The sequence below is a fragment of the Pseudomonas sp. Teo4 genome, from assembly GCF_034387475.1.
GTDB lineage: Bacteria > Pseudomonadota > Gammaproteobacteria > Pseudomonadales > Pseudomonadaceae > Aquipseudomonas.
Genome location: NZ_JAXCIL010000001.1, coordinates 2,366,747 through 2,385,901, shown reverse-complemented (window position 1 = coordinate 2,385,901; position 19,155 = coordinate 2,366,747). Strand labels below are relative to the sequence as shown.

Annotated in this window: 12 protein-coding genes; 3 read left to right on the top strand and 9 right to left on the bottom strand. The window is 62.1% G+C overall.

Features of this window, described 5'->3' with window-relative positions; genetic code table 11:
* Positions 1-2: 2 nt before the first annotated feature.
* The 3 genes from tssE to tssB are packed head-to-tail and all read right to left on the bottom strand — an operon-like array spanning position 3 to position 2,464.
* Positions 3-413: a type VI secretion system baseplate subunit TssE gene (gene tssE, locus PspTeo4_RS10765; protein ID WP_322363721.1), complete on the bottom strand. Its 411-nt coding sequence runs from the start codon at positions 411-413 to the stop codon at positions 3-5.
* Complete coding sequence (tssC, locus tag PspTeo4_RS10760; RefSeq protein ID WP_322363720.1) at positions 410-1,900, bottom strand: type VI secretion system contractile sheath large subunit; 1,491 nt, start codon at positions 1,898-1,900, stop codon at positions 410-412. The genes tssE and tssC overlap by 4 nt, the downstream gene beginning before the upstream one ends.
* A 60-nt stretch (positions 1,901-1,960) precedes the next feature.
* On the bottom strand, positions 1,961-2,464 hold the full coding sequence (tssB, locus tag PspTeo4_RS10755; RefSeq protein WP_322363719.1) for a type VI secretion system contractile sheath small subunit: 504 nt from the start codon (positions 2,462-2,464) through the stop codon (positions 1,961-1,963).
* A gap of 356 nt (positions 2,465-2,820) precedes the next feature.
* Here tssB and vasI point away from each other — a divergent pair, with 356 nt between their 5' ends.
* Genes vasI through tssM form a run of 3 tightly spaced genes read left to right on the top strand, consistent with a single transcriptional unit; the run spans position 2,821 to position 8,525 of the window.
* Positions 2,821-3,477 (top strand): type VI secretion system-associated protein VasI, encoded by a 657-nt coding sequence (vasI, locus tag PspTeo4_RS10750; RefSeq protein ID WP_322364841.1) that lies wholly within the window; start codon positions 2,821-2,823, stop codon positions 3,475-3,477.
* On the top strand, positions 3,465-4,919 hold the full coding sequence (gene tssA / locus PspTeo4_RS10745; RefSeq protein WP_322363718.1) for a type VI secretion system protein TssA: 1,455 nt from the start codon (positions 3,465-3,467) through the stop codon (positions 4,917-4,919). Before vasI ends, tssA begins: the two co-directional genes overlap by 13 nt.
* A gap of 9 nt (positions 4,920-4,928) precedes the next feature.
* Positions 4,929-8,525 (top strand): type VI secretion system membrane subunit TssM, encoded by a 3,597-nt coding sequence (tssM, locus tag PspTeo4_RS10740; RefSeq protein WP_322363717.1) that lies wholly within the window; start codon positions 4,929-4,931, stop codon positions 8,523-8,525.
* Between the two features lie 57 nt (positions 8,526-8,582).
* Here tssM and PspTeo4_RS10735 read toward each other — a convergent pair whose 3' ends face one another.
* From PspTeo4_RS10735 to treZ, 6 genes are all read right to left on the bottom strand, one after another.
* Positions 8,583-9,659 (bottom strand): autotransporter outer membrane beta-barrel domain-containing protein, encoded by a 1,077-nt coding sequence (locus PspTeo4_RS10735; protein ID WP_322363716.1) that lies wholly within the window; start codon positions 9,657-9,659, stop codon positions 8,583-8,585.
* Between the two features lie 369 nt (positions 9,660-10,028).
* Entirely contained in the window at positions 10,029-12,182 is a 2,154-nt protein-coding gene (glgX, locus tag PspTeo4_RS10730) for a glycogen debranching protein GlgX (RefSeq protein WP_322363715.1), read from the bottom strand.
* A 117-nt stretch (positions 12,183-12,299) separates the two neighbouring features.
* The gene (locus PspTeo4_RS10725) at positions 12,300-12,548 is read right to left on the bottom strand and encodes a DUF2934 domain-containing protein (RefSeq protein WP_322363714.1); all 249 of its coding nucleotides are present in this window, start codon (positions 12,546-12,548) and stop codon (positions 12,300-12,302) included.
* A gap of 14 nt (positions 12,549-12,562) precedes the next feature.
* Positions 12,563-15,337 (bottom strand): malto-oligosyltrehalose synthase, encoded by a 2,775-nt coding sequence (locus PspTeo4_RS10720; RefSeq protein ID WP_322363713.1) that lies wholly within the window; start codon positions 15,335-15,337, stop codon positions 12,563-12,565.
* Positions 15,334-17,403 (bottom strand): 4-alpha-glucanotransferase, encoded by a 2,070-nt coding sequence (gene malQ, locus PspTeo4_RS10715; protein WP_322363712.1) that lies wholly within the window; start codon positions 17,401-17,403, stop codon positions 15,334-15,336. Before malQ ends, PspTeo4_RS10720 begins: the two co-directional genes overlap by 4 nt.
* Complete coding sequence (treZ, locus tag PspTeo4_RS10710; RefSeq protein ID WP_322363711.1) at positions 17,400-19,142, bottom strand: malto-oligosyltrehalose trehalohydrolase; 1,743 nt, start codon at positions 19,140-19,142, stop codon at positions 17,400-17,402. Before treZ ends, malQ begins: the two co-directional genes overlap by 4 nt.
* Positions 19,143-19,155: the final 13 nt, after the last annotated feature.

The window sequence follows — 19,155 nt, the reverse complement described above, 5'->3', positions numbered from 1 at the left end:
GGTTACCTCACTCGGGTGTAGCGGTTGTGGCCGTTGATCAGCAGCTCGATTTGCAACTGCTCCGCGTGGTTGTTGACGGTGATCAAGCAGTCGAGTCGCATATGCAGCTCCAGCGGAGCATTGGCATCCGGCAAACTGTGTAATGACTGCACCTGTATCCGCGGTTCGTAGCGGCGAATGATGCGGCGAACATCCCTGCTCACCTGCTTGAGCAGGTCGTCGCTGTTCGAGGCGTGCCCGTTGAAGTCGCTGAGTCCCAGGTCGGGGCTGCTTTGCGAGCAACCCATGCGGGCGTTGAGCAACGTTTCGACATGGCGCTTGATGGCCTCTGCCTTGAGTGGCAGGTTTTCTCGCCGGGAGTGCTGCCTACTGGGGGGCGCTTGCATCTGAAGTCGATGAAATAGCCCACTCATTGCGTGTCGAGCCGACCGACCAGAGAGATCTCGAAGTTCGCCCCCATGTACTTGAAGTGAGGGCGCACGGCGAGCGACACCTGGTACCAGCCGGGATCCCCCGCAACATCGGACACCTCTACCTTCGCTGCGCGCAACGGTCGGCGGCTGCGCACATCGGCTGAAGGGTTTTCCTGGTCTGCGATGTACTGCTTGATCCACTTGTTGAGTTCGTTCTGCAGGTCGCTACGCTCTTTCCAGCTACCGATCTGTTCACGCTGCAGCACCTTGATGTAGTGGGCCAGACGGTTGACGATGAACAGATAAGGCAACTGGGTTCCGAGCTTGTAGTTGGTCTGCGCCTGCTGGCCTTCCGGTGTTCTGGGGAACGACTTCGGTTTTTGCACGGAGTTGGCCGAGAAAAACGCCGCGTTATCCGCGCCTTTGCGCATGGTGAGGGCGATGAAGCCTTCTTCGGCCAGCTCGAATTCCTTGCGGTCGGAAATCAGCACCTCGGTGGGGATCTTGGCTTGCAACTGCCCAAGGGATTCATACAGGTGGACAGGCAGGTCCTCGATCGCACCGCCGGATTGGGGACCAATGATGTTGGGGCACCAGCGGTAGCGGGCAAAGCTGTCGTTGATGCAGCTGGCCATCAGAAACGCGGCATTGCCCCAGAGGTAATTGCGATGTTGGCCGTCGATCCCTTCTTCATAGTTGAAGCTGCAGATCGGTTGCTCCTGAGGGTGGTAAACCGGACGCAGCATGAAGCGGGGGGCGACCAGAGCGGTATGGCGTGCATCTTCACTGTCGCGGAATGCGCGCCACTTGGCATGGCGTGGGCCAGCGAAGATATCCTTGATCTCCTTCAGATTGGGCAGGTCTTCAAAACTGCTCAGATTGAAAAATTCGGGCGCGGGTGCAGCGATGAAGGGGGCATGGGCCATGGCACCCACCGAGGCCACATAACTCAGCAGTTTTATATCCGGGGAAGAGGGGCCGAAGTGGTAGTTGCCAACCATCGCAGCAACCGGTTCTCCACCAAACTGGCCATAGCCGGCCGTGTAGACATGCTTGTAGAGCCCACTGCTGGTAATGTCCGCTGCGTTCTCAAAATCTTCGAGCAAGTCGGTCTTGCTCACGTGCAGCACTTCAAGTTTGATGTTTTCGCGAAAGTCAGTCCGGTCCACCAGAAGTTTCAGACTACGCCAGGCCGATTCAAGCTGCTGGTAGTCGGGATGATGCAGGATGGCATCCATCTGCTTGCTGAGAATTCGGTCTATCTCTGAAATCATCTGGTCAACTCGGTGCTTGTTGATAACGGGAGCCTGATCGCCGTTCTTGAGCAATTCCGAAATGAACGCAGCTACGCCTTGTCGGGCGACAAGATAACCTTCCTGGTGGGGCCTCAGCATGGTCTCGGCCATTATCTGGTCGAGCAGGTTAGCGTCACCGATGGTGTCGGTGGTTGTTTCGGATAACTGTGTTGTGCGGTTCTCGCTTGGCATATATGACGCTCCGCTGTCTGCCTGGTTTTTTATTAGCGCGATCTCAGTGTTCGTGAGACCTCAATCTGTTGGGTTAGCCTCGATCGCCAGCCCCAGCTCTTGGGCGAGCTGCGCTCGGGCTTGCTCATTGTTGAGCAGCTGCTGCAATTGCTTGCGAAAAGCCGGAACGTTGCCCAGTGGGCTCTTGAGCGCCACCAACGCCTCGCGCAAGTCGAGCAGCTTGCTTAATTCAGGTACTTGGCGTGCAACCTGATCCGGGCTGAAATCGTTGACCGATTTGAATTGCAGGTTCACAGTCAGCTCGGCTTCCGGGGCTGCATCGAGTGACGAGGGGACTGACAGATTCAGGGCGACATCGGCATCGCGAAGCACGTTGTTGAAGCTGTGCTTGTCGATGCCCAGGAGCTGACGGTCCTCCAGAGGGCTCGGCTCGTCAAGCCCGAAGTCACCCATGATCAGCATCTTGTGGGGCAATTCGATTTCTGCCTGTTCGCCCCCAGTGGCAGGCACATATTTGATGTTTATGCGTTCTTTGGGCGCGACGGAACCTGTGCTTTTACTCATTGACTACATGTCCTTATGTTTATTTTTGTAGGGTGGTTCCTACATAAATGTCTTAGGAGTTACTTGTTTGTGGGAAATTTCGTGCCTGCTGTTTAATGTTGTGGTTGGTTTGTAGGAGGTTTCCGTTTTATAGGTATGATTGCATGTGGCTGATACTTGGCTGGTGTGCTCTTGTTTTTAAGGTATGCCTCGAGAAGTGCTGTCCGGTCGAGTTTAAAAATGTAAGTTAATATTTATTTGTATGCCGCTGGGTATGTGTTTAGTCTCTTGGCTTCGAAGCTTGCCAGATAGGATTGGTAGGCGATGGAAAGTTGTATCGGGTACGTTGTTTGTTACAGGCTAAGGGAGCCTTGACGATGGTCAGAAAAGGGACTTTTGTGCTGGGCCTTGCACTCTTTTCAGTGCTGGAGCGCGGATGGGCAAACCCTGCAAGTGACTGCACGCGGATTGTCTCGAACCTGGAGCGGCTGGCCTGTTTTGACAAGGCCGCCGGGACGCCCTCGCGTGTCCATGCAACTTCCAGAAAGTGGTCAAACCCAGAGCTTGGTGTTGTGGACCTGGCGCCGGTCATGGCCGATGAAGTCGTGCGGACGCCAGATGATTTCACGTTCCACATCCACACCCAGGCCGATGGGCCGCCTGGGCAACGACGCCTGAGCATTTCGGCACCTGCCATCGTGGCCGCTGAGCCGCGACCCTGGTTGGTGATCAGTTGTGTGCAGAATATCTCCAGGCTGCAATTGCTCATGGGGCAGCCCGTAGTGGGCAACCGAGTCCAGGTGCAATTGCTGACCGAGAAAGGGGCAACCAACAACTTGCCTTGGCAGGTCATGGACAACGGCCAGGTACTGGATGCCGGGCGCGGCTTGGCAGCCATTGAACAGATCAAGGTGCTCAAAGGCGCACACCGAATTCGTGTTGTCAGTGCTCACCCTGCACTGAGCGGGCTCAGCTTTGACGCTCAGGGCCTGGACCCACTGATCGAGCAGGCGCGAATGGCATGTCACTGGTAAACAACGGACCGACGCCGGATATTGCCCGGCTGCTTGCCCCCATCGAGTCTGAACTCGCAGCAGGGCTTTTCGACATCGAAGACGAGACCTATCAAGCCATCGATCAGGAGATGGTAAAACTGGGCGGCTTGCATGAAAGTGCCATTGATTGGCCCTACATCGAGGAAGCCTCCCAGCAGTATCTGGCGCTTCAGTGCAAGCACTTGCGCATCGTTGGGCATTTGAGTGTGGTCTGGTTGCGTAGCCGGTGCTGGAAGCGGTGGAGTGCCACACTTGAGTTACTGGCTGGCATGGTAGGGCGCTATTGGGAAACAGCTCACCCGAAACCTGGGCCGACAGGTTTTCTGGCCAAGCGCAAAATGGTGGCGCTGCTGCTCAAGCGCTTGACCGATGCGTTGCCACAACTGGATCGCTTCAGTTACAGCGCGGCGTGTCAGGCGTCTGCACAACAAGCGATTGCCGATCTGCTGCAGGGGCAGCCTTGCTCCCAGATCGACTTGGCAGCCCTGACAGCGCTGGAGCGAGAGTTTCTCGCGCAAACCGAGGCCCTAGTCGGTGCCCAAACCGTTTCGCCCGCGCAAGCGTCTGGCTCTGCAACCAGTGGCAATCCAGTGGTTGAAACACTCACACCACCCCAAGCACGTGTTGCGCTCGGCAACGAGCGCGAAACGCGGCGTGCGGTGCTGTGCATGGCCGAGTTCGTCAACCAACAAGATGTGTATGACCCAACGGGCTACCAGCTACGACGCTTCGGGCTTTGGGCCCATATCCAGTCAATGCCCATTGCCGGGCAGGAGCATCGAACCGAACTCATGGCAGTGCCGGCCGATATAGCGGGGGCTTATGAGGAGGCCATCGGCAGCAGCGGCATCGACTCATCGTTACTTCTGAGGGTCGAAAAAAGCGTTGCAGCTGCACCTTACTGGATCCGTGGCAGTTTTCTGGCAGCCAGCATGGCTGCTCGATTGGCGATGGACGAGGTGGCCGAAGCCATTCGCTGTGCCACGGCCCGTTTCGTGCGCCGCTTTCCCGCTTTGCAGCAACTGCGCTTCAGTGACGGCACCGCGTTTGTCGACGAGCAAACGCTTGCCTGGCTGAGTGGGGCGCATGCCCAGTCAGGCCAGGCCGCTAGTGCTCAAGCGTTCAGCGGCCTACATGAAGAGTTGCTCGAAGAGCTGAGCAGCGCTGGCATCGAACCGGTGCTGTTGAGGCTGCAGGGTTTGCAGTCGGGCTGCCGCTCCGCGCGTGAACGTTGTCACACCACGGCGATTGCGGCCGATCTGCTGGCTGCACGTGGAGTGTCCTGGCTTGCCCAAGACCTGTGCGCCAGCGTTGCCCAAACCATGGAATCCACCGCTGCGCACGTTTGGGAGCCTGAGGTGTATCAGAAGCTCAAGCGTTACGGCGCTGTGGCGGAGTCGGTTGATCAGAACAAGGAGTAGAGGCTCTCGATGAGGTATTTCTGGAAGTCTTTCAAGCGTTGGGGGCTGCCACTGGTTGCCCGTGTCGGTGTGGTCATGCCGGTTTTAATAGGCGTCGGCGTGGTGCTGTTGCTGGTCGCGATCTGGTGGCTGGGCCCGCAATGGAGCTGGCGTCAGCAACAGCCGCTGGCCAGCGTGTCGCAACGCGCAGTCGCCAGTCTGCTGCTTGTGCTGGTGCCCATGGGGTTCTGGCTGGTGACGTTGCGCTCGCGCATTCGACAGCTGAGAGCCAAGCATGAACTTCAGGCCGCCACCGAGGCCGACCCCTGCCTGCCCGTTGTCCAGGCTCAGGAGCAGGCACTGAACCGGCAATTGACGAACCTGTTCGACAATGCCGATAGTCGTCGGGTGATTTACCAGTTGCCTTGGTACATGGTCGTAGGCGTAGAAGGTGCGGGCAAGAGCAGTTTGATAGATGGCTCGGAGCAACGTTTTGCATTGTCACGCATCGGCGAGGTTCAGGGTCGAGGCCATCAGCAAGCAGAGCATGGGGCTGCGGTGGGCTGGTGGATCAGCGATGAGGCGGTGATCCTCGATCCGCCCGGAGAACTCATCAGCCACCAGGAACATACGCCCGGCAACGGTGCAGCGACAACGCCTGCTGGGGCCATGGCAAGGAGATGGGAACACCTGCTGGACTGGCTTGCTCGCACGCGCAGTCGCAAGGCCTTGAACGGTGTAGTGCTGGTAATTGACATCGCATCGCTTTTGCACGACACACCTACGCAGCGTGCCGAATTGGCACGGGTGCTGAGGACCAGGCTACATGAGTTAAGCGCTCGGCTTGGCACCTGCTTGCCCCTCTATGTGGTGCTGAGCAAATTTGACTTGCTTGATGGTTTTGACCAGATGTTCTCGCGGTTGTCCGCTTCCCAGCGCGAGCAACTGTTCGGCTTCACCTTTGCCTTGGATTCCCGGGGCGCATCCGATAAATGGCTTGCCGAACTGGACACAGGATTCGATCGGCTGATCAGCATTCAGGATGAGTACATCCTGGATGCGATGAGCAAAGGTTACAGCGTCGACCAGAGCCAGCGACTCGTATCGTTACAGGCTCAACTGGTCGGCATGCGCTCGGTGTTGAAGCACTTTTTTCAAGAGGCATTGACGATTGACCGCTTCACCGCGCCGGCCCAGGTACGCGGGCTGTATTTGTCGTCTGTTCATCAACAGGGGCAAATGACCAACGCGTTCATTCGTGAGGCGGCTCAGCCCTATACCCGCAAGCCGCCTTTGAGCGAGGGGAAGCCAACAGGCACGGCCCACGTTTATTTTGCCCAACAGCTGTTTCAGCGCGTGGTGTACCCCGAGGCCGGGCTGTGCGGTGACAATGCAAACGTTGCGCGCGAGAAGCGTCGCCTACGCTGGCTCAGTGTCGGTGTAGGCATGCTGGCTTTCGCGGTGGCGGGTGCAACCTGGCATCGCTACTTCGCGCTCAACCAGGACAAATCATCCACGGTGTTGAGCAAAAGCAAGGCTCTCAACCAGGGGCAGGTCGATGATCGACTTGACCCCACCGGCCGCAACCTGCTGGACCCCCTGGGCCAGCTCCGAGATGCGGTTTCCGTGTTTGGTGATTACCGCTCGGCTTGGCCAATAGTGGCCGATTTCGGTTTGTACTCAGGGTGGGTCATTGGTCCGAAACTGGATGAAGCGTACCTCAACCTGCTGTCACAACGGTTTTTGCCCGCCATCGCCAGTGGTGTAGTCGACGCCATGACTGCAGCGCCCGAGGGGAGTGAGCAGCAGATGGCGGCACTTCGGGTTTATCGAATGATCGAAGACCGACAAAGCCGGCAGACACCTTGGGTTGAGTCGTGGATGGCACAGCACTGGCAATCGGCATTTCCTGGCCAGGGGCGGGTACAGGAAGATCTGATGCGACATCTGAAATACGCTTTGGCCTACGCCGATACCGATTTACCGCAGTTCCGTGAACGCATCGCCGAGGTTCAGCAGAAGCTGCGCAGTATTCCGCTGTCGCAACGGGTTTACGCAGCACTCAAGCAACAGGCCCTGGAGCAGTTGGAGACTGGTCTGGACCTGCGGCGTGAGGTTGGGCCTGCGTTCGATGTTGTCTATCGAACCCGGGCGGAAGGTAACCAGTATCCTGATGCATTGTCACTGGCTCCGCTGGTCACGGCGCAAGGGTTCAAGACATATTTCGAACCACGCAGCCTGGAGGCCACCCAACTGGCGATGATCGACCAGTGGGCGCTGGGAGAGCGCCAGTTGCTGGCTTACTCGGAGGCTGACCGTGATGCGCTGACGGCCCGTATTCGCAATTTGTACAGCGCGGACTACATCAACAGCTGGCAACACGCGTTGAGTGCGTTCTCGGTAGCCGATTTTCACGATTTGCGCCATGCAGTCTCGGTGCTTGAGCAACTGACAGGGCCCGCCGCGCCCTTGCGTCGATTGCTAGAAACAGTGCGAGACAACACCGCTTTTTACCAACCAGTGCCCGAGGGGCACGAGCAAGGCCTGGCCGGCCCCATCGAGCCTGTAAGCCCCGCTGCGGGTCCGTCGCAAGCCTCGGACATTCGGCGTGCGTTTGTGCAGTTGAATGAGCTGCTGACAGCCAAGGGAGAGCACCCCAGTGCCTACGAGGAAACCATGACGGCGATGATGGCCGTTCATGAGTACGCCAAGACTGTGCAGGACAGCCCGGACCAAGGCAAAGCAGCTTTGCAGGCGGTGCTTCAGCGTTTTTCAATGACGGGCCAAGACCCAATCCTAACGTTGCAGCGTGTGGCGACAGGCCTGCCAGAGCCTATCAGGCATCAGGTCAGAAAGGTGGCCGAGCAAACGGCTCAAGTGCTGGTGGTGGAGGCGCTGCGTGAACTCGACCGGCGTTGGGATGCAGATGTCTACAGCTTCTTCCAGCAGCGCTTGGCCGGTCGCTACCCTTTCGTCGTGCGGGCACCTGATGCTTCTCTGGATGATTTCGAGGCGTTTTTTGGGCCTAAAGGGCGGTTGCAGCAGTTTCAGCAGCAGTACCTCAAGGTTTTTCTGGAAGACAACCGTGAGGCACTGTATGCCGATGGCCAAGGTGGCCAGCTCATCCGCCCAGAGCTGATCGAGCAGCTGGCGGCAGCCGATCGTATACGTGAGACGTTCTTCGACCCGCGCGGTAACCTCAGTGTCCAGTTCAGCATCGAACCTTTGGGGCTGAGTGCCAACCAGCGCACCAGTGTACTTGACCTGGATGGCCAGCTCATTTCCTACACCCACGGCCCACGCCACATTGCAGGTGTCATATGGCCCAACACGGCAGGGTCTCAAGTACGCAGCAACCTGACATTGCTCAGGCTAAATGGCACCAGCAGCAGCTTGGAATACCGTGGCCCTTGGTCAATGTTCCGATTGCTCAGCCGTGGCACGCTCAATGGGCGTACTCCGACGAGCGTAGACCTGAGCTTCAGGACCGGGGAGGGCATGATGCGCTATCAGCTGAGTTCGGAAAAAGCGTTCAACCCCATCACTCAGCAGCCTTTCAAAGGGTTCGATTTGCCGCGTACGTTGCTGCAGCAGGCCACACCAGAGGCAGCACAAACCTCCTCATGAATGTCCAACGGCGCGCTGCCTGTAACGAAGCGGCGCGCCTCGGGACATCGCTCATCACTACCACCGCATCTTCACCCCCAAACTGCCAATCAACCCATTCAAATCATTCCCATCCACATCACTGCTGTAATCGGCACTGACAAACAGCGCCACGGACGGCGTTACCCTGGCCACCAGCCCCAAGCCCAACTCCACCGTGGTCGAGTAGCGCGAGCTGGAGATCTTGTCGACCTGGTCGAGCTTCACGGCGTCGGCGTCGCTGAAGTCGTACCACACGTTGGTCCGCACATAGGGTTCGATCGGCATGCCCCGCACGGCGTAGCGGCCGGACAACTTGGCACCGACTCGGCCGCTCCAGCTGGGCTGGCTGTCGAAGGCTTGCAAGGTTTCTTCCTGCACTCGGCTGCCGGGGAAGAACTGCTGGTTGATCAACTGCGCCTGCGGCTCGATCACCCAGTTGCCCCCCAGTTTGATCGGGTAACCGCCTTCCACCGAGAAGGTCATCGCGTGGCCGCTGTCGTCCAGGCGCTGGCCGCTTTCACCACGGCCATTGACGTCGATGCGCGAGCCCATGGCCACGGCATCCAGGTGCCAGCCCTGGTCGTGGGTCATGCTCCAGTACACCCCCAGGCTCTCGCCGCTGAGGTTGACCGCGTTACGCTGCTTGTCGCCAAGCAGCGGGCGCATGCCGTTGAAGGTACTCTGCAGGTTGTTGTGGCCAACGAAGATCCCCGCGCGGTGCACATTGCCTGCCGAGGATTCACGCACGAACAGGTCCGGGCCGATCAGCAATTGTTGGCTGGGTGCCTCGAGCTGGTCTGGCGGCAGCGCGCCCGGGCGGTGCACGCTGGGGAAGAACTGCGCCCATTGGCTGGGGGCCAGGTCCGGTGCCGCCTGCCCATGACGCTCGCTCATACGGTCGGAAAACTCGGTCAGTGTGCTGATGCTCAGGCCGGCGGCGCTCACCGGGTCGAGCGACAGCTGTGGTATTGCGGGTTGCTGAAGCAGGTGGTTGAAGGCCGGGTCGTCCTGCAGTTCGAGTGCGAAGGTTTCCACCGGGGTTGCCAGAAGCAGCGACGTGGAAACCGCGTAGAAAATGCTGTCGAAACGCAAGGGATTCGAGGTTCTTTTCATGGCGGATCTCCTCTGTTTTTGTTGTACAGCCCAAGGACCTGGCCTGTTGTCACGAGCTGTACGGCAAAACAGTGGGCGACCCAAACCAGCACGCCAGCTTTCGCATGCGCGCACGAAGGCGCGAGCTAGAGGCCCGGCGTGAAATTTCACGTCTAGTGATATTGTTCAGCTAAGGAGAGGTCAGCGCTTGCGTCAAGAAAGCGTGAAAGTACTGTGGAAGACCTGCTGATTGGTTCAACCAATTGAATTTGAAGATAAAAAAGATGGCTATAGCGATGTTCGCTATTTGCCAAACTGTGGCTATGCCGAATCATTGTTAGGGCTAGAGCTGGAGCTCCACCGCCCTTGGGCGGCGGTTGCCCCAAAGGCCTATTCATCTTCGCGTTGCAGCACCATCAGCAGTAGCGAACGGCCTTTGACTTCAAAGGTCGTTTCAAACTTCAGGTGCTGCGGTTTGCGCATTTCTGGCCGGTCGGTGTCGATCAGGCAGCTCCAGTAATCGCCCTCGGGGACGGCGGGCAGCAGAAACGGCACGGTATCGTGGTGGGCGTTGACGATCAGCAGCAGGGTGGCCTCCGAACCGGGCCGGGCAATGCCGCTGACCTGGGCGCGACCGTCCATGAGCATGCCCAGGCAGCGGCCATGGGGGTCTTCCCATTGCTCAACGCTCATCTCGCTGCCATCCGGTGCCAGCCAGGTGACGTCCTTCACCCCAATCGCTTCGTTGTAGTCACCCACCAGAAAACGTGAGCGGCGCAAAACCGGGTAGGCCAGGCGCAGGCGGGTCAGTCGTTGGACGAAGGCCAACAGCGCTTCGCCTTCCTCGTCCAGCTCCCAGTTCACCCAACCGATCTCGCTGTCCTGGCAATAGGCGTTGTTGTTGCCATGCTGGGTACGGCTGAACTCATCACCGGCGACGATCATTGGTGTGCCCTGGGCCAGCAGCAAGGTGGCGAAGTAGTTGCGCATCTGGCGGGTGCGCAGGGCATTGACGACTGGGTCGTCGGTGGGGCCTTCGACGCCGCAGTTCCAGGACAGGTTGTTGTCGGTACCGTCCTGATTGTTTTCGTCGTTGTCTTCGTTGTGCTTGTGGTTGTACGACACCAGGTCGCGCAGGGTGAAACCATCATGGGCGGTGACGAAGTTGACCGAGGCATAAGGCCGTCGACCACGGTTGTTGAACAGGTCGCCCGAGGCGGTCATGCGTGAGGCGAAATCGGCCAACTGGCCTTCGTCACCTTTCCAGAACGCGCGCACGGTGTCGCGAAAGCGATCGTTCCATTCCGCCCAGCCTGGTGCGAAGTTGCCTACCTGGTAGCCGCCGGGGCCGCAGTCCCAGGGCTCGGCGATGAGCTTCACCTGGCTCAGCAGCGGGTCCTGGCGGCAGGCGACGAGGAAGCTGTGGCGTTCGTTGTAACCGTCGTGGTAGCGCCCGAGGATGGTCGCCAGGTCGAAGCGAAAACCGTCCACATGCATTTCGCCCGCCCAGTAGCGCAGCGAATCGGTCACCAGTTGCAGCACGCAGGGGTGGCTCAGGTCCAGGGTGTTGCCGGTGCCGGAATCGTTGATGTAGTAGCGTTTGTCGTCGCGCCGCAAGCGGTAGTACGAGGCGTTGTCGATGCCGCGCATCGACAGGGTCGGGCCCAGTTCGTTGCCCTCGGCGGTGTGGTTGTAGACCACATCCAGAATCACCTCGAGGCCCGCATCGTGCAGGTGCGCGACCATCTCCTTGAACTCGGCGATCTTGCCGCTGGCCAGGTACTTGGGGTGCGGCGCGAAGAAGGCGATGCTGTTGTAGCCCCAGTAGTTGTTGAGGCCTTTTTGCAGCAGGTGCTGGTCGTTGACGAAGGCATGGATCGGCAACAGCTCGATACTCGACACCCCCAGATCCTTGATGTGCTTGAGCAGCTCGTCATTGGCAAGGCCGGCGAAGGTGCCGCGCAGTTTTTCCGGCACCGCCGGGTGGCGCATGCTGATGCCTTTGGTGTGGGCCTCGTAGACGATGGTGCGCTCCCAGGGCACCAGCACGCGCTGGTCGCGGCCCCAGGTGAAGGCCGGGTCGATCACTTTGCACTTGGGCACGAAGGGTGCGCTGTCGCGCTCATCGAACGACAAGTCGCCGTCGGGGTGGCCGATGGTGTAGCCGAACAGGGCTTCGGACCACTTCAGGCTGCCGACCAGCTGTTTGGCATAGGGGTCGATCAGCAGTTTGTTGGGGTTGAACCGGTGGCCGTTCTCCGGTTCGTAGGGGCCGTGGACGCGGTAGCCGTAGACCAGCCCAGGGTGCGCGTCGGGCAGGTAGCCGTGGTAGATCTCGTCGGTGTATTCGGGGAGTTCGATGCGCTCCAGTTCCTCCTCGCCGCTGGAGTCGAACAGGCACAACTCGACTTTGCTGGCGTTGGCCGAGAACAGCGCGAAGTTGACCCCCAGCCCGTCCCAGGTGGCGCCGAGGGGGAAGGGTAGGCCTTCGCGGATGCGCGATGGGGCGACCGAGCGGGTTTTCTTTGGGGTGCGGGGGCTCATGGCTGTCCTCGAATGGCCTGTGTGGAGGGAAATGGTGTGTTGGCTTTATCGCCGGCAAGCCGGCTCCTACAGGTTACGTGTAGGGGCTGGCTTGCCGGCGATGAGGCCGCTGAAGACTCACCCAGCAGTGGGCTTCTTCACTGCCCGTGGCTTTTTCACCGGTGCCGGCTTCTCAGCCGCCGCAGCTGCAGCCTTCGGTTTGGCCGGCGCCCGCTTGCGTGGTGCGGCCTTGGGCGCCAGGGACTCGGCTTCTGCAAGTTTGCGCGCCATGTCCCAATGGCGAATCTCCTGGCCGAGGGGCTTACCTTCCGACTCCCAGATTTGGTAGGCAAATTCGCGAATACGCTTTTCATCGACGCTCATCATGACGCTCCTGATGTTCAAGATTGTTGTAGCAACAGATTGACTGGAAACTCCGCCAGTACGCTGTTCAACATCAGCTCCTTACAAGGGCTGACCGCACTGGCGGTGAAAAGTCCCGTCGTATTGGCAGGCGACAAGGCAAACGGCAGGATCAGCCGGGTGTCGTCCCAGTTCTGTGCCGGGATCAACGGTGTAGGGGCGCCGCCAAGCAGGCTGCTGGCCAAGCGCGGGGCAACGACGATGGCGCGTTCATCCTCGCCCAGGCGGGCGAAGGCCACGACCTTGTCGGCATGCCGGCCCTGAACGGTCAGGGGCAGGTAGGCCCCGCGACGGAATAGCTCGGGGTGGGCCTGGCGGCAGTCCAGCACCCGCGACACCAGCGCCTGCTTGATACGCCCGTCGCGCCAGTGCGCGAGCAGCTCGGCGGGCGTTGCGGCATCGTCCAGGGTGCGGCGTCTGCAAGCGTAGTCCACGGCGCGGCGGTTGTCCGGGTCGACCAGGCTGAAATCCCAGTACTCGTTGCCCTGGTACAGGTCGGGCACACCGGGCACGGTCATGCGTAGCAGGGTTTGCACCAGGCTGTTCAGGGCCCCTGGGCAGGCGATCAGGCGCACTGCGTCGGCCAGTGACTGGCGCAGTTGCTGGTTCTCACGGTCCAGCAGCAGGCCGTCGACGTAGGCCGCGCAGGCTGCTTCGTAAGCTGCGTTCGGCGCACTCCAGCTGCTGCGCAACTTGGCTTCGCGCAGGGCCTTCTGCTGCCACTGGCGGATGCGTTCGGCATAGGCGCGCAGGGCGGCATCGTCGTGCAGGTCGATCTCCAGCGGCCAGCTGCCCAGCAGGGTCTGGAACAGCAGCAACTCATCGCCGGGGCTTGGGGCCTGGCCGTCTTCGAGCGACTCGCGCAGCGGGGCTGCCAGTTCGCGCCAGTGCTCGACGCGGCTGGCCAGCCATGGGGCGCGTTCGCTGAGCACGGCCAGGCGTGCACGGCAGTCTTCGCCGCGCTTGTGGTCGTGGGTGGCGGTGGCCAGCAGATTGTCGGGGTAGTCGCGCAGGCGGCGTTGCGCTTCGTTGTGGAATTCAGCGACGTCAGCACTGAACCGGCTGGCCTCGAAGCCGACATCGTTGCGCGACAGCAGGCGGGCGCTGCGGTAGAACGCGGTGTCTTCTACAGCCTTGGCGGCACTGGGCGCGGTGAGCTGCTGGAAGCGCACGCAGGCATGGCGCAAATGCTTGCGTGGCCGGCCGGCAGGCAAGCGCCGCCACGGCTGGCCGCCGAGCCATTGTTCGAGCTGGGCCAGCAGAGGCCAGTCCGCTTCGGCCAGGCTCTGGCGGGCATCGGCCAGGGCCTGCTGGAAGAAGCCCTCGTCTTCGGCCGGGCGCCCGCAAGCGTTGAAGTAGGTGCGGTAAACCGGGTAGTGCGCCACCAGCGCCTGCACAGCCCGGCGGATTGCGCCCAAAGTCAGGTCGCGGGTCATCAGGTCGTCGCGGGCGACCTGCAGCAGGGCTTGGGCCACCGACTCGCAGTCGCCGGCCAGGCTGGCGTTGAGGACCAGGTGACGTGCCTGGCGAACTTCTTCGGCAAAGTCGGGACGCTCGCTGAAGCTTGACCACAATTCGGTCAGCGCGGCCTCGCCTGCCGGGTCATGTTGCAGCAGCGACACCTGGTTCATGAACTCGTAGCCGGTGGTGCCGTCGGTCAGCCAGTCGCGGTGCAGGTGTTCGCCTGCGCCGAGGATTTTTTCCACGTAGATCGGGAAGTGTTCGACTGCCGCGTTCAAGGGGCGCTGCGCCAATAGTCGGTCGACTCGCCTGCGCAGCTTGCGGCAGTAGTGACGTGGGTCGGCCAGGCCGTCGATATGGTCGATGCGCAGGCCATCGACCAGCCCGCGCTCGATCAGCTCGAACAGCTTGGCGTGGGTGGCCTCGAACACCACGGCACGCTCGACCCTCAGGCCGCCCAGTTCATTGATGTCGAAAAAGCGCCGCCAGTTGATGTCGTCGGCGGCGGTGCGCCAGCTGGCCAGGCGGTAGGTCTGGCGTTCCAGCAGGGTATGCAGGCGCTTGAAACCGGCTTCGCTGCGGCTGTCGAAGGCCAGCAGGGCGGACTCGAGGTCGGCGCCGTCAGCCACGCTTCGAGCCAGTTCCGCCTGCAGGGGGCGGGCGGCTTCCAGCGGTTCGGTGGCCTGTTGCAGGGCCGCGAAACGAGGGGCCATGGCCTGCAGCAGCGGATCAGGGCTCTGGGACAGCACCCAGCCGTAGTCCACCGGGCAGATCGGGAAACGGTGGTCGTAGTGGGCAATGTGCAGCACGCCTTGCTGGTCGTCGAAGGTCAATGGGATTTCGCCGTGCTTCAGCGCCACGCCATAGTCGCTGCCGAGAAAAGGCAGCAACAGTTGCCCGGCCAGCAGCGGGTCGCTCGAATGCCACTGAATGTCAAAGAACTCGGCGTAGGGGCTGCGCCGTCCCCAGGCCAGCAGGCTTTGCCACCAGGGGTTGTCGGCCCCGCCCACGGCCATGTGGTTGGACACGGTGTCGACGATCAGCCCCATGCCGTGCTGGCGCAACGCGCTCACCAAGCGTTCGAGGGCGGCCTCGCCACCCAACTCGGGGTTGACGCAGGAAGGGTCGACCACGTCGTAGCCGTGGCGCGAACCGGCGCGGGCCTTGAGCAGGGGCGAGGCATACAGGTGGCTGATGCCCAGCTGGGCGAAGTACGGCACCAGCGGCATTGCGTGGTCGAGGGTGAAGTCGCTGTGAAACTGCAGGCGCAGGGTCGCGGTCAACGGCTTCATCGGTCGCGCTCCCAGGCTTGTTCGCGCGCCTGGGCCAGTAGCTCCAGGCGGCGGGAGGCGTCTTCGTCGTCGAGCAATTCGCGCGCGGGCTGAGCAAAACGTCGACGCCAGTTGGGGTGGCCTTGGGTGGTGCCTGGCAGGTTGGGCTGCTCGTCGCTGCCAAGCAAGTCTTCAAGGGGCACCAGCACCAGAGGTGCTCGGGTGTGGCCGACGTAACGGATCGCGGCGTCGATGATGGCGGCGTGGTCTTTCAGTGGCCCGTAGTTGCCCTCCAGGGTGTGACGCAGGCCGGCTTGTTCCTTCTGCCGCTCATGGCGCCAGTGCAGTTCGGTGGCGGCGTCGATCAACTGCAGGCGGTGGTTCCAGTCGATGTCACGGCTTTCCAGCCAGCCGGCCAGTGGCGCCAGGTCGTGGGTGCCGGTGGTGGCCAGGGCATTGTCGGGCCAGTCGAGAATCGGTTTGAAGTGCCCTGGCGAGGTCTGCTCGAACGGCAGCACGCGCATGCCGAGGATGGCTTTGTCGGCCAGCCGTTCGCGCAGGCCGTCAGGCACGGTGCCGAGGTCTTCGCCGAGAATGATGGCCCGGTGGCGCACCGACTCCAGGGCCAGCAGGCGCAGCAGGTCGTCCAGCGGATAATTCAGGTAAGCCCCTTCGGTTGCCTTGCAGCCTCGTGGAATCAGCCACAAGCGGCGCAGCCCCATCACATGGTCGATACGCAGGCCGCCAGCGTGCGCCAGGTTGGCCCGCAGCATTTCGATGAAGGCACGGTAGCCATTGCGTTTGAGGCCTTCGGGGGAGAAGGCGCAGATGCCCCAGTCCTGCCCCGAGCGGTTGAGAATGTCGGGCGGGGCGCCCACCTTGAGGTCGGCCAGCAGCTCGTCCTGGCGGCTCCAGGCCTGGCTGCCGGCACCGTCGGCGCCCACCGCCAGGTCAGCGATCAAACCGATGCTCATGCCGTTGCCGCAGGCCGCGGCCTGGGCCCGCTGCAGGCCGCGCTCGGTAAGCCATTGGCAGAAGGCTTGGAACTCGACCTTGGCCGGGTAGGCGTGGGCGACTGCTTCGACTTCTGGGTGGTAGGGGTCGTGCCAGGCGCTCGGCCAGTTGCGCCAGTCGGCGCCCAGGCCGTGCTCCATGGCCTGGGCCTGTAGCACTTCAAAGCGGCAGTGGTGCTCCAGCGCCTGGCCGCCTGCGGCGCGGAAACTGTCGAAGTCCTCGCGCAGCGGGTGGTCGCCCTGGCTGAAGTCCTGGTACAGCGCCTGTAGCAAGCGCTGGCGGGCATCGGCGGCACGCGGCCAATCGACCAGGGGGCGTTGCTCCAGGTCTTCGAGCATTTGCTCCAGGCCGCAGGCCTCGATGGCCATGCGCACGGCACGCTCGCCGAGCACGGCGGCGGGGCTGGCGTAGAGGGTATTGAGCAACAGTCGGCTGGACGGTGAATAGGGGCTGTAGTGTTGCTGGTCGATGGCAGAGAGCGCGTGAACCGGGCTGATGGCCAAGGCATCGGCACCGCGTTCGGCGGCGCTGCGGGCCAGCTGCTCCAGGGCCAGGCAGTCGCCGTAACCACCGTCGCCGTTGCGGCGCAGGCTGTACAGTTGCACTGACAGGCCCCAGCAGCGCGCAGGTGGTTGCGTCACCGCGTCGTCCAGGCTGTGGCAGCGCAGCGGCGCCACGGCCAGGATGAAGCTGCGCCCGTCGATGTCCACGGTGTGATAGCCGATGGGCAGGTCACCGGGCAGTTGGGCCTGCGCGTCCAGCGTCAGCTGGCGCTGGCTGCCGTCTTCCAGGGTGCAGCGGGCTTGGGTATCGGCGCTGAAATAGCGCTGCAGCGGCAGTGGCTGGCCAAGGTCGGCGGTAAGCAGGGGTGGCAAGTGTTCGCTGTCTTCGGCTGCCTCGACAACGCGCAGGCTGGCATGGATGGCTGCGTCGTCCATTGCAGGGTGGCCGAGTGCTTCGAGGACTTTGCGCAGCACGTCGTCGCTGACCTGCTGGGGCCTGGCGTTGGCGTCGATCCAGTCGCGGGCCAGGCCAACGCGTTCGGCCAGACGGTGCAGTGGGGTTTCGCTCATGGGCGCTCCTGGCCAGGGGTGAGCAGGCTGACCACGCAGCTGTAGGCGGCCAGGCAAGAGTCGGGGTGTGCGTTGTCGGCGGTGTCGTACAGGCGCTGTTCGACGCTGGGCAGTTCGACCGCCTGGGCGGTGTCGGCCAGGTTCAGGTCGATACGCAGGGTGTTGCCATTGCCCAGCCGCCACCGGGCGCTGAGGGCCTTGTCGCCCAGCACCTCGGTGCCCAGCGCGCGGCAACCGGGCAGGTGCGGGATGACATGCTGGTGGCGCAGGTCGAGCAGTTGCTGGTAAAGGCCGTGCCAGCCGGCGAGCACTTCCCTGGCTTGCGGCCGTGAAGCCTCGAAGGTGTGCGGCGCGTTGGGGTCGGGGATCTGCTCGCGTGATTCAGGCCGGGTAAAGGCGGCAAAGTGGGCGAACTCGTTGCGCCGGCCTTCACGCACGGCATCGGCCAGTTCGTCGTGGAAATCGGTGAAGAACAGGAACGGGCGGCAACTGCCGTCGTCCTCGCCCATGAACAGCAGCGGAATCATCGGTGCCAGCAGCAACAGCGCGGTGGCGGCGCGCAGGGCTGCAGGCGGGCAGAGTCGGGTCAGGCGCTCGCCCAGGGCGCGATTGCCGACCTGATCGTGGTTCTGCAAAAACAGCACGAACGCGGTGGGTGCCAGGTGCCCGCTGGGCTCGCCGCGTGGAGTGCCGTGGCGGTTGGCCTGGCCCTGGAACACGAAACCTTGGGCAAGGCAGCGCGCCAGCTGGTCGATTGGGCGGTGCTGGTAGTCGGCGTAGTAGCCTTCGGTTTCTCCGGTCAGCAGCACATGCAGGGCATTGTGGCCGTCATCGTTCCACTGCGCATCGAAGCCTTGCTCCAGCAGGAAGGCCTGGTTGTGTTCGTTTTCCAGCACCAGCCACACCTGCCGGCCGGGCGCCACGGCGGCGCGCACCCGTTGTGCCAGCTCCAGCAGGAAATCGGGCTGGTCGATGGCGTGCACGGCATCCAGGCGCAGGCCGTCGCAGCGGTAGTCGCATAGCCACATCAGTGCGTTCTGGATGAAGAATTCGCGCACCTCGGGGCGGCGAAAATCGATGGCCGCGCCCCAGGGCGTGTGTTTGTCTTCACGGAAGAATGGGCCGGCGTACTGGTGCAGGTAATTGCCGTGTGGCCCGAAGTGGTTGTACACCACATCCACCAGCACCATCAGCCCTTGGCCGTGGGCCTGGTCGACCAGCGCGCACAGTTGTTCCGGGCTGCCGTAGCTGTGCTGCGGGGCGAAGGGCAGCACGCCGTCGTAGCCCCAGTTGCGCGTGCCAGGGAACTGCCCGAGGGGCATCAGCTCGATGGCGCTGATGCCCAGGTGTGCCAGGCGCGGCAGTTGCCGGGCGACCCCGGCATAACCGTCGAGCAGGCCCACGTGCAGCTCCTGGATCACCGCCTCGTGCCATGGCCGGCCCTGCCAGGGGTGTTGCCAGGCATAGGCGTTTGTATCGACGACTTGGCTGGGGCCATCGACCCCCTCGGGCTGGTAGCGTGAAGCCGGGTCGGCCACCAACAGCTCGCCGTCGATACGGTAGCGATAACGGTCACCGGCCTGGCACTGGGCAACCCCGGTGAACCAGCCGTTGGCCTCGGGCAGCAGCCCGATCGCGGGCTGCTGCTCCAGTTCCAGGCTCACGCTGCGCGCATCCGGCGCCCACAGGGCGAAGCGCGCCGACGTGGCGTCCAGCAGGTGTGCGCCATGTCTGTGCATCTTCGGCCCCCGC

Coding starts and splice junctions, on each gene's coding strand:
- tssE (WP_322363721.1), bottom strand. CDS start 413: ATGAGTGGGCTATTTCATCGACTTCAGATGCAAGCGCCCCCCAGTAGG.
- tssC (WP_322363720.1), bottom strand. CDS start 1,900: ATGCCAAGCGAGAACCGCACAACACAGTTATCCGAAACAACCACCGAC.
- tssB (WP_322363719.1), bottom strand. CDS start 2,464: ATGAGTAAAAGCACAGGTTCCGTCGCGCCCAAAGAACGCATAAACATC.
- vasI (WP_322364841.1), top strand. CDS start 2,821: ATGGTCAGAAAAGGGACTTTTGTGCTGGGCCTTGCACTCTTTTCAGTG.
- tssA (WP_322363718.1), top strand. CDS start 3,465: ATGTCACTGGTAAACAACGGACCGACGCCGGATATTGCCCGGCTGCTT.
- tssM (WP_322363717.1), top strand. CDS start 4,929: ATGAGGTATTTCTGGAAGTCTTTCAAGCGTTGGGGGCTGCCACTGGTT.
- PspTeo4_RS10735 (WP_322363716.1), bottom strand. CDS start 9,659: ATGAAAAGAACCTCGAATCCCTTGCGTTTCGACAGCATTTTCTACGCG.
- glgX (WP_322363715.1), bottom strand. CDS start 12,182: ATGAGCCCCCGCACCCCAAAGAAAACCCGCTCGGTCGCCCCATCGCGC.
- PspTeo4_RS10725 (WP_322363714.1), bottom strand. CDS start 12,548: ATGATGAGCGTCGATGAAAAGCGTATTCGCGAATTTGCCTACCAAATC.
- PspTeo4_RS10720 (WP_322363713.1), bottom strand. CDS start 15,337: ATGAAGCCGTTGACCGCGACCCTGCGCCTGCAGTTTCACAGCGACTTC.
- malQ (WP_322363712.1), bottom strand. CDS start 17,403: ATGAGCGAAACCCCACTGCACCGTCTGGCCGAACGCGTTGGCCTGGCC.
- treZ (WP_322363711.1), bottom strand. CDS start 19,142: ATGCACAGACATGGCGCACACCTGCTGGACGCCACGTCGGCGCGCTTC.